Origin of the sequence: Bacillus sp. SRB_8, assembly GCF_003264205.1 — a bacterium.
In the GTDB taxonomy this organism is placed as follows: Bacteria; Bacillota; Bacilli; order Bacillales; family Bacillaceae_G; genus Bacillus_A; species Bacillus_A mycoides.
The window spans coordinates 325,996-339,759 of record NZ_NADT01000004.1; the positions used below are offsets into that span (position 1 = coordinate 325,996).

At 37.8% G+C, this 13,764-nt stretch carries 11 protein-coding genes and 1 riboswitch; of the genes, 6 read left to right on the forward strand and 5 right to left on the reverse strand.

What is annotated here, in order from left to right; genetic code table 11:
• Positions 1-77: 77 nt before the first annotated feature.
• Positions 78-2,006 (reverse strand): LTA synthase family protein, encoded by a 1,929-nt coding sequence (locus B5P40_RS03750; protein WP_113708864.1) that lies wholly within the window; start codon positions 2,004-2,006, stop codon positions 78-80.
• Between the two features lie 553 nt (positions 2,007-2,559).
• Between B5P40_RS03750 and B5P40_RS03760 the strand changes: the two genes are divergently transcribed.
• A complete protein-coding gene (locus tag B5P40_RS03760) occupies positions 2,560-2,925 on the forward strand; it encodes a YkvA family protein (protein ID WP_002016186.1) in 366 nt (121 codons plus the stop codon).
• Between the two features lie 50 nt (positions 2,926-2,975).
• Positions 2,976-3,467, forward strand: a complete 492-nt coding sequence (locus tag B5P40_RS03765; RefSeq protein ID WP_002089644.1) for a metal-binding protein — start codon at positions 2,976-2,978, stop codon at positions 3,465-3,467.
• Positions 3,468-3,643: 176 nt separating this feature from the next.
• Here B5P40_RS03765 and B5P40_RS03770 read toward each other — a convergent pair whose 3' ends face one another.
• A complete protein-coding gene (locus B5P40_RS03770) occupies positions 3,644-3,961 on the reverse strand; it encodes a magnetosome magnetite crystal formation protein family (protein ID WP_113708865.1) in 318 nt (105 codons plus the stop codon).
• 287 nt (positions 3,962-4,248) lie between these two features.
• Here B5P40_RS03770 and lldP point away from each other — a divergent pair, with 287 nt between their 5' ends.
• Complete coding sequence (lldP, locus tag B5P40_RS03775) at positions 4,249-5,910, forward strand: L-lactate permease (protein WP_113708866.1); 1,662 nt, start codon at positions 4,249-4,251, stop codon at positions 5,908-5,910.
• Positions 5,911-5,981: 71 nt separating this feature from the next.
• Positions 5,982-6,097, forward strand: a riboswitch (TPP riboswitch).
• 112 nt (positions 6,098-6,209) lie between these two features.
• Entirely contained in the window at positions 6,210-7,970 is a 1,761-nt protein-coding gene (gene thiC / locus B5P40_RS03780; RefSeq protein WP_002016178.1) for a phosphomethylpyrimidine synthase ThiC, read from the forward strand.
• A gap of 251 nt (positions 7,971-8,221) precedes the next feature.
• Here the strand turns inward: thiC and B5P40_RS03785 are convergent, their stop codons facing one another.
• From B5P40_RS03785 to cydA, 3 genes are all read right to left on the reverse strand, one after another.
• Positions 8,222-9,580 carry an arsenic transporter gene (locus tag B5P40_RS03785; protein ID WP_113708867.1) on the reverse strand — a complete coding sequence of 453 codons (1,359 nt, stop codon included), beginning with the start codon at positions 9,578-9,580 and terminating at the stop codon, positions 8,222-8,224.
• A gap of 219 nt (positions 9,581-9,799) precedes the next feature.
• A complete protein-coding gene (locus tag B5P40_RS03790) occupies positions 9,800-10,825 on the reverse strand; it encodes a cytochrome d ubiquinol oxidase subunit II (RefSeq protein WP_002089640.1) in 1,026 nt (341 codons plus the stop codon).
• Positions 10,818-12,173 (reverse strand): cytochrome ubiquinol oxidase subunit I, encoded by a 1,356-nt coding sequence (cydA, locus tag B5P40_RS03795; protein ID WP_002034780.1) that lies wholly within the window; start codon positions 12,171-12,173, stop codon positions 10,818-10,820. Before cydA ends, B5P40_RS03790 begins: the two co-directional genes overlap by 8 nt.
• A gap of 251 nt (positions 12,174-12,424) precedes the next feature.
• Between cydA and B5P40_RS32640 the strand changes: the two genes are divergently transcribed.
• Positions 12,425-12,574 (forward strand): hypothetical protein, encoded by a 150-nt coding sequence (locus B5P40_RS32640; RefSeq protein ID WP_002016173.1) that lies wholly within the window; start codon positions 12,425-12,427, stop codon positions 12,572-12,574.
• A gap of 89 nt (positions 12,575-12,663) precedes the next feature.
• Positions 12,664-13,749, forward strand: coding sequence for a hypothetical protein (locus tag B5P40_RS03800; protein WP_002191183.1), 1,086 nt, complete (start codon positions 12,664-12,666; stop codon positions 13,747-13,749).
• Positions 13,750-13,764 lie beyond the last annotated feature (15 nt).

A 13,764-nucleotide genomic window follows, 5' to 3' on the forward strand; every position in this document is an offset into this window, starting at 1 on the left:
TTCGGTGAAGGTTATGTAATTTTAAAGTTAATGAATAGGAGAGGAAGGATAGTAGAAAATAAAAAAAGAGGCTGAGATTACTCAGCGCTCTTCTTTTCTTCTTTAATAGCTGTTTTTACTTCACCAGTTTTGATCTTGTTACTTTCAGAGAAGCGAAGTAAGTCACCTTCAATGATTTTGTCAGACATGTTCAATTCATTTTGGGCACGATCAATAAGTGGTTGAGATTCTTCTTTCGGTAATTGTACAACTTCGCCAGTGTTACGGTCGTAGAATGTACTGTTCGTGTACATGTACTTATCTGTAACGAAGCTACCGTCACGAAGAACAACGAATCCTTTATTATCAGGTGAGAATACATCATGACCGAATTGAATTTGATTCGTAGAATCTACACCAAGTAAGTTTAGAATTGTTGGTTTAATGTCAATTTCACCAGTCGGTTTTGAAATTGTTTTACCTTCTTTTTGACCTGGAACGTGAATAAACATCGGTGTTTTTTGTAAGTTCATATGGTCAAATGTAGTGATTTCTTCTTTTCCTAAGAACTGTGCCATTGCACGGTTATGGTTTTCAGAAATACCATAGTGATCACCGTAGAATACGATCACAGAGTTGTCGTAGATGCCTTCAGCTTTTAGACGCTCAATAAAGTGTTTCATTGCTTCGTCTAAATAGCGAGCAGTTACCATGTAACGGTCAAATACGCCATCACCAGAATTGTATTCATCGATTAATTTCGTACTGTCATCATAAGTGAATGGGTAATGGTTTGTTAAAGTAAGGAAGCGAGTATAGAACGGTTGCTTCACTTCTTTTAACATATCGACAGACTGATCAAAGTATTCGATATCTTTTAGTCCCCAGTTTAGTTTTGTTTCTGGCGTAATTTTGTAGTCAAGTTCGTTGTAGTAACGATCATAACCAAGTGCCGGATACATAATATTACGGTTCCAGAATGTTGCGTTGTTTGCGTGGAATACCGATGTGTGGTACCCCTGCTGACGTAAAATTTCTGGAGTTGCTGTGTATTCGTTGTTACCGTGTGTGAAGAATACAGCACCACGGTCTAGTGGATACATTGAAGTATCTACTAAGAATTCAGCATCAGATGTTTTTCCTTGCCCAGTTTGATGGAAGAAGTTATCAAAGTAATAACTTTCTTTCGTAAATTGGTTTAAGAATGGTGTAACTTCTTGTCCGTTAACTGTTGCACCAATTAAGAATGTTTGTAATGACTCAAGAGAGACAACAATTACGTTTTTCCCTTTTGCAGTACCGAACATATTTGGATCTGGTTTACTTTGTGTTGTTTTTACATAGTTTTCTGTTTCTTGTAACTTACTACCGTCGGCAAATGCTTTTTGCGAACTTGATTTTGCTTGTAAGCCAAGATCGTATGCTTGGTGTACATATAATCCTAAGTTTTTAACAAGCATAACGCGGTCGAATGAACGTGTTAATAGTTCTGGACGCTCAGCTTCTGCAAATCCTAGGTTTACGAAGAAAATAGCAATTGTTGACACGAAGTATAGGGAACGCATCGGACGTGCTACACGCTCTGTCGGTGCAAAATTTTTCTTCTTCTTCAATAAAATGAAGAATACAATAATATCCGCAAATGCAAGGATGATTTTGTAGTTAAATAATTCTTTCACACTAGAACCTAAACTTCCGAAATTAGACGTTTGTCCTAGTACTGGTAAAGTAACGAAGTCATTGTAGAATCCGTAGAACATTACGTTACCAACAAGAATGAACGTTAAGATAAAGTTAATTCCTAGTGCTATATAGTTACGTTTTTTTCCTTTTGCAAATAATGCAAGTCCCACAAACAGTAATGCTGCTGCTAATGGACTAATGAATAAAATGAATTCTTGCATGAAAGATTCAAGTTTTAAATCAAAGCTAGTGCGTGTAATGATGTAGGTTTTTAGCCATACGGCCAAAGCTACGAATAAAGTGAAACGCACATTTTGAAATTGTGATTTCAAGGTTTCTTTCATTCATTTCCACCCTTTCTCTATCAGGCTTGGTCGATTTTGGAGCGAAAAATGTTAAAATAAAAAATACATAGTTTCTTTTGCCATAATTAGAGCTTCTATATTCACCCATATACGACTTTAACTATGCATACCCTTTTTTTGGTTTCTTTTGCTGCTCATAAGCATAACGTCATTTCTGTATTATACAACAAAATTCATTTCTGAGAAACACTATAACATTTTACATTTTTTTGTATGTGATTTGTCACTACCAGAGAAAACTTTAACATTCGTTTATATGCCCGTCAACTAGAAAATATAACAAAAATAGAAAAGAATGTTAAGTGAAATTGAAAGTTTTTTGGTTGAGAAATATGGAATAGAAACTTTAAAATCGGTATCTAGAAAACTATTATATGAAGGAAAATATGAAAAAATTAACGAACACTTGTTCTTTTCGGTTTTGTTTGTTACAATGAAATTTCATTGATAGATTATGTGTAATTTTGATGAACTTTTACTGATAACATAACATATTGTAGCTTATTTCTTTTGAAAATAGGGAGGCTTTTGAATGAAACAAAAATTTTCAGTTGAAGCGTTTTGGAAGAAAATAAAACATGTTGCGAAGCAGGCAGGGCAGTCGGTAATCTATGCGAGTTTATTGTTGTTTTACGTGTTGCAAAGACCGGATGTTCCAAAACGAGTGAAAATTATTGTAATCGGAGCACTTGCTTATTTCATTGCACCGATTGATGCCATTCCAGATTTCATTGCTGGAGTCGGTTATACGGATGATTTAGGTGCGTTAATGGCCGCACTATTACAAGCATCGATATACGTAAATGAAGATGTGAAAGATAAGGCACGAGTGAAGTTAGCAGAATGGTTTGGTTCGGATATAGACACATCATTTATCGATCAAAAATTAGATCAATAGGTGAGAACTGTCATAGGATGACAGGGCGAACGTAAGCGAGGAAGTGCATTATGCCATCAGGAAGAACGCATACGAAAATAAACTTAATATCCCTTCCGGTTGTTTTGTTTATGCTCTTTTCGTATGGATTAACAAGTTTTGATTTTTTATTAACTTTTGCAATTGGCTTTTTAGTAGGTACTTCATTTTTAACACCGGATTTAGATACGTACAGTAATGCGTATAATAAATGGGGATTCCTCCGCATTTTTTGGTATCCATATAGGAGCGTAATGCCCCATCGTTCCTTCTTCACACATACGATTATAATTGGTGATATTATTCGTATTGCATACATGTTAATTGTGTTTTCTCCGTTTTTATTCCTATTAAATATAATCGCATTCGGTGGAAATTTAATAGAAATTGCGAAGGAACACGAGGTTGAAATTGTAACGTTTGTAATGGGGATTGTTGTGGCAAGTACGCTCCACATTATAGCGGATAAAGCGAATACGCGCCGAAAGAAAATGATGAGAAAAAAGAAGAAACGCAGAAGATAAAAAAACCGTCCCAAAAGGTATTTTGGGACGGTCTTTTCTTATTAATAGGTAGGTTATTCTTTTCGTATTTTGTAGTTAAGTCGATATTCCTTGTCGAATCGCCGATAAAATTTCATTTACGATCATGCGACATTAATTTTTGGACAGCTCCTTTTTAATCAAACGTTTGTTTAAAACTAAGCTTTCAGTATCTTAATACCTTTCACGATATTCCAAATGAAGTAGTATAAGCTAATGATTCCGCAAATGCATAAGACGATGATTGCTCCAATTCCAAGTGTTACTTCTGGTTGATCAGATCCGATGCCCATAATTCCTAAAATAACTAATCCAATAAATGAAGCGATGCTTGGAACGATATGTGTCCATAGAGCACGTTTCGCATGTGGTTTCGTTTCAGAATCGCCCACAATCCACACGATAATAGGGAATAAGATAGGTGCAAATAATACACTAAAGTATGATAAAGCTGCTAATATTTTGTTTCCGTTCATATATATCACCTCATAAGTAATGTCCGTTGTTATACTTTTAGTATGCGATAAATTTGGCAACCTTCCTATCGATTAACATTACAAAAACGTGACGCTTTTGTAAGATTTCCTTTTTAAATGATGAAATTTTCGAAAAAATCTTTTTAAATGAAAATTGTTGTGATAAAATTATTGAAAACGTTTTCTTAAATATTTTGTATTTTTTAGGCTTAAAGGTATGATGACCTGGTAGTCTATTGATAAGGTTATATCTTATTTAAAAGGGGATTCTTTAGGGGGAGAGAACAATGAACGCATGGACACAAGTTTACGATCCATTTGGTAACATTTGGATTTCGGCAGCAGTCGCACTTATTCCAATCATCTTTTTTTTCTTAGCTTTAGCGGTTTTCCGCATGAAGGGGTATGTGGCAGGATTTATTACAGTTGTATTAACGATTTTGGTGGCGTTATTTGCGTATAAAATGCCATTCACAATGGCAATGGCAGCGACCGGATACGGTTTCTTATACGGATTATGGCCAATTGCTTGGATTATCATTATGTCGGTATTTTTATATAAAATTTCTGTGAAAACAGGTCAATTTGATGTCATTCGTGCATCTGTATTATCCATTACGAATGACCATCGTTTACTCGTTATTTTAATTGGATTTTCATTTGGAGCATTTTTGGAAGGGGCAGCAGGATTTGGTGCACCAGTAGCGATTACGGCAGCGCTTCTTGCAGGCCTTGGGCTAAATCCTTTATATGCAGCAGGTCTTTGTTTAATCGCAAATACTGCACCTGTAGCGTTCGGAGCGATGGGGATTCCGATTACAGTTGCTGGACAAGTAACAGGCATTGATCCGCATAAAATTGGACAAATGGCTGGGCATCAATTACCGTTCTTATCTTTATTTGTTCCGTTCTTTATCGTATTTTTAATGGATGGCTTTAAAGGAGTAAAACAAACGTGGCCTGCTTTATTTGTAGCGGGTAGTTCATTTGCAATTACACAGTTTATTACAGCGACGTTTTTAGGACCAGAACTTCCGGATATTACGTCAGCGCTTGTAAGTTTAGTAAGTTTATCGCTATTCTTAAAAGTTTGGCAACCGAAAGAAATTTATCAAACTAAGCAAGCGAATAGTGAAGTAGCAGCAACGACGACGGCGACATCTATGCCGAAACTAACGGTAGGAAAAGTAGTAAAAGCGTGGTCTCCGTTCATTATTTTGACTGTGATGGTAGTCATCTGGAGCCAGAGTTTCTTTAAAGCGTTATTCGCTCCGGGCGGCGCTTTAGAAAGTCTCGTATTTAAATTTGAAGTTCCAGGCTTGCACAATTTAGTAATGAAAGCAGAGCCAATTGTAAATAAACCAACACCTTATGAAGCAATCTTGAAATTAGATATTTTATCAGCGACTGGAACAGCAATTTTAATTGCTTGTATCATTTCTATCTTTATTTTGAAAATGAGTGCAAAAGATGCAGTAGCAACATTTAAAGAAACGTTAAACGAACTAAAAATGCCAATTCTATCTATTGGATTCGTATTAGGATTCGCATTTATCGCAAACTATTCTGGTCTATCTTCTACATTAGCGTTAGCACTTGCAGGAACTGGCGGATTATTCCCGTTCTTCTCACCATTCTTAGGATGGATTGGCGTATTCTTAACAGGATCAGATACGTCAGCGAACGCACTGTTCTCGAATTTACAAGCAATTACAGCGCAGCAAGTCGGTGTATCTGAAGTGCTTCTTGTTGCAGCAAATACAACGGGCGGTGTAACAGGTAAAATGATTTCTCCGCAATCAATTGCGATTGCTTGTGCGGCAGTTGGACTTGCTGGGAAAGAGTCAGATTTGTTCCGCTTTACATTGAAGCATAGTTTATTCTTCGTTACTATTGTTGGGATTATGACGTATGTGCAGGCTTATTATTTAACTTGGATGATTCCGTAAACAACAAAAGAAATAAACTTTGCATTTTTCAGATTATAGTGTATGATGGGAAAGTATTGAAAATTAAATCAGTGATAAACTAGGGGTGCCTAACGTATGCGTAGGCTGAGAGAGAAGCGTGTGAACTTCTTAACCCTTTGGACCTGATCTGGCTCGTACCAGCGTAGGGAAGTTAACGGCTTTACATAATTATGTCTTTATGAGCCAGGTCCTTATTCTTTTATGGACCTGGCTCTTTTTATTTTGGCATGCGCTGGCCATATCTCGTCCTTGTCACGAACAGGGGGGCAACAAAGGTTATGAAACAGTCTGTTTCAGCTGAGCAAATTGAATTGAAATCGAGTTTACCAGGAAGTAAGAAAGTGTATGTGGATGGAACACGTGAAGGTATGAAAGTACCAATGCGCGAGATTGAACAAAGCGATACGAACGGTGTTCAAAATCCGCCAATCCGTGTGTATGATACGAGTGGACCTTATACAGATCCAGAGTATAAAGTGGAGCTGGAAAAAGGGATTCCAACGCCGCGCCACTCTTGGACCTTGGGGCGTGGTGATGTGGAAGCTTATGAAGGACGCGAAATTAAACCTGAGGATGACGGTGTGAAAGTGGCTTCAAAACATACACCTGTTTTCCCGCAAATGGATCGTAAGCCGCTTAGAGCGAAGCAAGGTGCAAATGTTTCGCAAATGCATTATGCGCGTAATGGCATTATTACGTCTGAGATGGAATATGTTGCGATTCGTGAAGGGGTAGAGCCTGAATTTGTTCGTAAGGAGATTGCAGAAGGTCGTGCGATTTTGCCGGCGAACATTAACCATCCTGAAGCGGAACCGATGATAATTGGACGTAATTTTCACGTGAAGGTAAATGCAAATATCGGAAACTCTGCTGTATCGTCTTCTATTGCAGAAGAAGTAGAGAAGATGACGTGGGCGACTCGCTGGGGTGCAGATACGATTATGGATTTATCTACAGGTAAAAACATTCATACAACACGTGAGTGGATTATTCGTAATGCTCCGGTACCAGTTGGAACTGTGCCAATTTATCAAGCGCTTGAAAAAGTAAACGGAATTGCAGAAGATTTAACGTGGGAAGTATATCGTGATACGTTAATTGAGCAGGCGGAGCAAGGCGTTGATTACTTCACGATTCACGCTGGTGTATTACTTCGTTACATTCCAATTACTGCAAAGCGTATGACAGGTATTGTTTCGCGCGGTGGTTCGATTATGGCGCAATGGTGTTTATTCCATCATAAAGAAAACTTCCTATATACTCATTTTGAAGAGATTTGTGAAATTATGAAGCAGTACGATGTTTCGTTCTCTCTTGGAGATGGATTACGTCCAGGTTCTATTGCAGATGCAAATGACGAAGCGCAGTTTTCTGAGCTTGAAACACTTGGTGAATTAACAAAAATCGCTTGGAAACATGATGTGCAAGTTATGATTGAAGGACCTGGGCATGTACCGATGCATTTAATTAAAGAAAATATGGAGAAAGAACTTGATATTTGTCAGGGTGCGCCGTTCTATACACTTGGGCCGTTAACGACAGATATTGCACCAGGTTATGATCATATTACTTCAGCGATTGGTGCTGCGATGATCGGCTGGTTTGGAACGGCGATGCTTTGTTATGTAACCCCGAAAGAACATTTAGGTTTACCGAACAAAGATGATGTTCGCGAAGGGGTTATTACGTACAAAATCGCTGCGCATGCAGCCGATCTTGCGAAAGGGCATAAAACGGCTCATCAGCGTGATGATGCACTTTCAAAAGCACGATTTGAATTCCGTTGGCGCGACCAATTTAATTTATCTTTAGATCCTGAACGCGCGATGGAGTACCATGATGAAACGTTGCCAGCAGAAGGGGCGAAAACAGCGCATTTCTGTTCAATGTGTGGCCCAAAGTTTTGTAGTATGAGAATTTCACATGATATTCGTGAATATGCGAAAGAAAATGACTTAGAAACGACAGAAGCAATTGAAAAAGGAATGAAAGAGAAAGCGGTAGAATTCAAAGAAACTGGTAGTCACTTATATCAATAATACGTTACACCTCTTTACTTGATTGATCACACTGTACCTAACTTAAATATAGAAGAAGCCCCCTTTGCTAAGACGGTAGCAAAGGGGGCTTCTGTCGTCTATCCCGCTATTTGTGGGCAGTAAAACTCCCACCTCAAAATTCGGCTGGAGCAAAGAAATTAGGTGGGAGATAAACTGCCCGTAAACGTCCGATTGGTGCGGGCTAATAATCAGTGGGGGATGAACACCCACCCACCTTATAAAGTTTCACTTTATAAGGTGAAGAATAATTGTACCCAGTAGTATAAGAGGAATAATGTGACGACTGTTGTGAGTGGGATTACGATGAGAGATACACTTAAATAATCTTTCCATTTCACTTTAATTTTGTTTTGTCTTAAGATATACATCCAAATGAGGGAAGCTAGTGTACCGATTGGTAATAATAGTGAACCGATGTCACTACCGATGATATTTGCGAGATAGATAGTTTTTAATGTGACTGGATCTAGTCCCATTTCTGTTAATGTGATTGTACCAATCATAAGTGCAGGGTGGTTATTGAAGACGTTAGAGAGGAGGGAAACGAGTCCGCCCATTGCAAAGCTGGCATAGAGTAGATGCTGACTTACAACTGGTTCAAGCCAACTTACAAGTGCCGCTGTTAACCCTGCGTTATGAAGCCCGTAAATAATTACATACATAGAGAAAGCGAAAATTAAAATGTGCCACGGTGTCTTTTTCAAAATATCGACTGGGTTTGTTCGTAAGTAGTACCATCTCCAGATGAGAAGAACGAGTGAACCGAGTACGGCAACAATTTCGATTGGAATCGATAAGAAGGATGCAACGAATAGAAGACAGCGCATAAGGAAGACGAAGCCTAATACTTTTAACATGAATTTCGTACGTTTTTGTTTCGTATTAACAGAATTTTGTCCTTTTAACGGATGGAAGTTTTTCGTGAAGAAAATTTCTTCAATATCATATGAAGAAACAGGCAATCTTTCTGGAATTTTTTTCTTTAAAACTGTATACATGAGCCATGACATAAACAGTAGCCCTAATGTTGCAGGTACAAACATCATAGCTGTATGCATATAAAGAGTCATATTAACAATATTTAATGCGATTAAGTTTACGATATTACTTACACCGATTGGTGCACTAGATGCAGTGGCAATTAAAGCCCCGCTTAATAAATAAGGGATTTGTTGATGAGGTTTTAATTGAAGGTTTTTCAGAAGTAAAATCAAAATCGGTGTTGTAATTAAAATACTACCGTCATTATTAAATAAAAGAGTCATAAGAAAACATAGTAATTGAATGTACCAGTATAGGCGTCGTCCGGAACCTTTCGCTAAATTTGCGAGCTTCGCTGCGGACCAGTGAAAGAAGCCGAAGCTTTCTAATATAACCGCCATAACGATGGTCGCTAATATCGTTATAGAGGCACCGCCGATTTTACTTATAATGTCCATGACGTCTGGTTTTGATACAAGTCCAGTAATGAGGATAATGCTAGCGCCGACTCCTGCCGGCCACGCCTCATTTAAACCGCGAGGTCGCCAAAAGATAACAATCATCGTTAAGAAGAATACAATAATAGTAATCCATATTTCAATGCTCATATTTAACCTACCTTTCTATTTTCCCTTGAACAAATGTAGCTTGTCTCAAGTTTATATAGCATTATATTCAAAAGAAAATAAGAAGAACTAGGCATCTACCTTAATCTAGTGAATATGTGTATTTTGAGCAATAAGGCAAGTATAAGGAGTAGTGTAATAACTATTAGGAGAGGAGTCTAATAAATTAGGGGCATTCTATGTGTGAATGCCCCTAATTTACTATTTTTCCTTTAAAAATGTTCGATCTTTTAAGAATAAATTCCAGAAGAAAATAAATCCTGGTAGTAAAATTGCAATCCCGATTGCGTAAAGAATAAGAAGTGCATAGAATGTTTCGACCGTCGTAAAGCTTGTAAATACAGTTACGTCCGGGTAAATGATATAAGGTAAATGGGCGACGCCGTAAGCGTAGCTTGCAAATGCATATTGAGCGACGACAGCTAAAACTGCAATGCGAGGAAAGCCTAGTGTGCCATATTTCTTATTTGTCCACCAAAGGGAAGAGTATCCGATAACAAATAAAATGATAGAGACTGTAAACCATGGGAATTGCTTTATTAGTCCTTGCATAAGCCAGTGTGTTTCAGGGTCCATTACAACGAGAGCGATAATAGCAGTCACGAGCGTTGCAGGACCAAGTATGATGGCATTTCTTCTATAAATTCGGTACGTATCTTCAGAACCTTGTTCCCTAGCAAAGTCAGCAAGAAAGAGAGATGATAGAAATAGTTCCGAAGTTAGTCCGAAGAGCATATAACAATAAATAACGGGACTAGAAAGAAGTTTTCCGTAAAGGAGCACTTCTTTTCCTTCAGACATCGTAATATAGGCACCTTCTGTAACTGGCAAAACGGTAATTAATAGAGCTGGGATTAAGAGCCCGGTAATACCTGAAATAATCCGAAGAAGGTGTTGGTATTTTGGCAGGGAGTAAGCAAATACCATAAATGTACTACGAATCGCAACGAGTACTAAAATTAACATAACTGGTACAAACATAACGGTTGCAAGGGTAAAGGCCGCTTTTGGAAAGAAACCGAGAAAAGCAACGACGACAAAGACAAGAAACGTATTTGTTACTTCCCAAGTTGGTGATAAGTACCGATTAGCAAGCTTGGCAGCAAGCGTCGGGTGTTTAGCGTATACCATGCCCCAAAAACCAGCTCCAAAATCAATAGACCCTAGTATGCTATATACGAAAATAAGAGCCCATAAGATGATGATTGCAATGCTTTCCTCATGCACGAGAATCGCCTCCTTCGTGATGTAAATCATTCTTTAACGGATGTTTCTTAAAGAATGTCCGTAGTACAAAGACTGTTAAAATACCGAGTCCGATATATAAAATGATGAATAAAACAAATAAAGGACCGACGAAATCAGCGCGCGTAGAAGCATCTACCGTGCGTTGCATGCCATAAATTGTCCATGGCTGACGACCACTACAACTAAAAATCCATCCGAATTCAATACCGAGCAACATAACGGGTCCACAGGCGGCAGCTCCCCAAAGAAGCCACTTCGGTAACTCTACTCCTTTTTTTCGGTAAACAAAGTACCAATATAAGAGGGCAATAGCTGCAACTGCAAAGGTAAAGGCAGCGGTGCCGACCATTAAATTGAACAGTGTATGTGTGTAAAATGGTGGCCATGTTTCTTGCGGGAATTCCTTTAGACCTTTTACAACGGTGTTAGGGTCTAGTCCCACTAATAAGCTAAGCATGTTCGGAATTTCAAGGGCATAGTTTAGTTCAAGTGTGTTAGGGTCCACAACCCCGCCAATCGATAAAGGCGCGTGTGATGTCGTTTCAAACAAAGCTTCAGCAGATGCTAGTTTTTCAGGTGAATGTTTATGTAAGGCAATAGCAGATTCGTGTCCTGAAAGCCACATCGTAGCACCTGTGATAAATGTAACGACAAGCCCTAACAGTAATCCTTTTTTATGGTAAGCAATTTCACGAGCACTTAAATTTTTCTTTAATAATTTAAATCCAGCGATAGAAGCAATAACAGCTGCTCCAGTTGTATAGGCCGTAATAACGACGTGGAATGCACTTGTGCCAAAGCTCGGATTAAAGAAAGCTTTCCACGGATCAACGTTAAAAACTGAGCCATCTGGATTCATTGAAAAGCCCGCAGGTGTATTCATCCATGTGTTTGCCGATGTAATAAGCACGGCAGATGCAGTGGCGCCAATCATAACGAAAAATAGCGAGATTAATCTCATAACTGGAGGCAGTTTATCAGCCGCATATACGTAAATAGACATGAATAAAGCCTCTAAAAAGAAGGCGAAAATCTCAATTTGAAACGGAACGGAAATAACTTGCCCAACAATTTTGGCGAAACCAGGCCAAAGAAGTGAAATTTGTACACCAACAATTGTTCCAGTTGGAATTGCTACACCGAGAAGGATAGCAAAAGCCTTTGTCCATCTTTTTGCCATAATGGCATAGTCGGAATCTTTCTTCCAGTGATAGAGTATTTCACTTATAAAAATCATTAAAGAAAGCCCGACTCCAAGCGTTGCAAAGATAATGTGGAATGCTAATGAAGAACCAAAAAATGCCCTTGCTAATGTTACGGTATCCATATGTATACTCCCCTTCTTTTTGCCATTATTTTCTGATTGAATTGGAAAATTTATTCAAAAAACTACCAGAAATATATATGTATTTAAAAAATGATTACGGTAATGCGATATTTAAATATTCTAAAAAAAAGAAATTGATATTTGGTAATATTTTATTTGTTTTTTAGGGCTGAATCTTTTATAATCTTTTATGCGAACGTAAGTTCTGTTTCCGAGATGAAGAAGTTTATGTGAAATGGAGAGGGTGTTTTATGTATCCTGAAGTCATTAAAAAGATGGCATTTTCAAGAGAGCATAGAGATTTATTATTAAAGTTGTATAATAAAGAAATTACGCGTCGTGAATATGATCGACTTGTGGAATCGCTATATAGACCTTCTAAAGAGGCTTGCGAAGGATAAGGTGAGAGAGACAATCTAAAGGATTGTCTTTTTTATATTTGCGTATGTTCTGGTAAAATTAAGGTTAGCCTTAAAAGGAGGTGAAAAGCTTGCGAAAACGTTTATATATAGGGATTGGGGTTATTCTCTTAATCGCTTTAGGTGGAGTTGTATTTTGGTCAGCTTTACAAGGAAATCGTACCGAGCATTTTATTTTACGACATATGGTGAATGAAAATGGAACACTTGCAACGTATCGCTTAGAGGATACAAAGGCAGGTAAGGGTGAAGCGAAGGGCCGTGAAGCTTTATCAGAATCTGCAGGGTTATGGCTACAATATACACTTGATAAAGATGATCAAGCTTTATTTGATGAACAAGTGAAGGTTATTCAAAATAACTTTGTACATAAGGATCGCATCGTTATATGGAAAATCTCTGAAAAGGGAGAAATGCAGTCAGCTACTAATGCACTTATCGATGATCTTCGTATTATAGAACAATTATATCGTGCTTATGAAATGTACAAGGAAGATCGCTATAAAAACCTTGCAGATCAATTGAGTGATTCTGTACTTCGTTATAATAAAAAAGGTAATTATTACGTTGATTATTACGATGCAGATACAGGAAAACAAAATAACTTTGCAACAACATCTTACATAAATCCGCATGCATTCTCTTATATGAAAAAGTATGGAAAAATTTCTGCACAGCAGTATCAGGAAGTTGTTCAGTTTTTAGCGGATTATCCAAGGCAGGGCTGGGCATTCCCGAAAGAGTATAAAGATGATGGGACATTTACGTACGATAAAGAAGTGAATCTTATTGACCAATCATACGTTGCTTATCATCGTAGTTTAGGCGGTCTTTCATCAGACGCTTATTTGGAATTTATAAAGAAGAAATTTCGCGAAGACGAAAAGTTATATGGTCGTTATAACTTAGAAACGGGAAAACAAGCTGTGAACTATGAATCACCAGCATCTTACGGATTAACAATTTTGTACGTACTACAAACAGGTGATACAAAGTTTGCGAAGGAATTGTATGAGCGGATGAATACATTCCGAAATGATAATGTATTTAGTAGATATTATGGTGGATATGTAACAGGTGAGAATAATAATACACATATTTTCGATAACGTATTGCCGCTTTTAGCGGAAATGGAATTGGATAAGAGTAACAAATAAAAGGTGCCACCCTAT

Coding starts and splice junctions, on each gene's coding strand:
- B5P40_RS03750 (WP_113708864.1), bottom strand. CDS start 2,006: ATGAAAGAAACCTTGAAATCACAATTTCAAAATGTGCGTTTCACTTTA.
- B5P40_RS03760 (WP_002016186.1), top strand. CDS start 2,560: ATGAAACAAAAATTTTCAGTTGAAGCGTTTTGGAAGAAAATAAAACAT.
- B5P40_RS03765 (WP_002089644.1), top strand. CDS start 2,976: ATGCCATCAGGAAGAACGCATACGAAAATAAACTTAATATCCCTTCCG.
- B5P40_RS03770 (WP_113708865.1), bottom strand. CDS start 3,961: ATGAACGGAAACAAAATATTAGCAGCTTTATCATACTTTAGTGTATTA.
- lldP (WP_113708866.1), top strand. CDS start 4,249: ATGAACGCATGGACACAAGTTTACGATCCATTTGGTAACATTTGGATT.
- thiC (WP_002016178.1), top strand. CDS start 6,210: ATGAAACAGTCTGTTTCAGCTGAGCAAATTGAATTGAAATCGAGTTTA.
- B5P40_RS03785 (WP_113708867.1), bottom strand. CDS start 9,580: ATGAGCATTGAAATATGGATTACTATTATTGTATTCTTCTTAACGATG.
- cydA (WP_002034780.1), bottom strand. CDS start 12,173: ATGGATACCGTAACATTAGCAAGGGCATTTTTTGGTTCTTCATTAGCA.
- B5P40_RS32640 (WP_002016173.1), top strand. CDS start 12,425: ATGTATCCTGAAGTCATTAAAAAGATGGCATTTTCAAGAGAGCATAGA.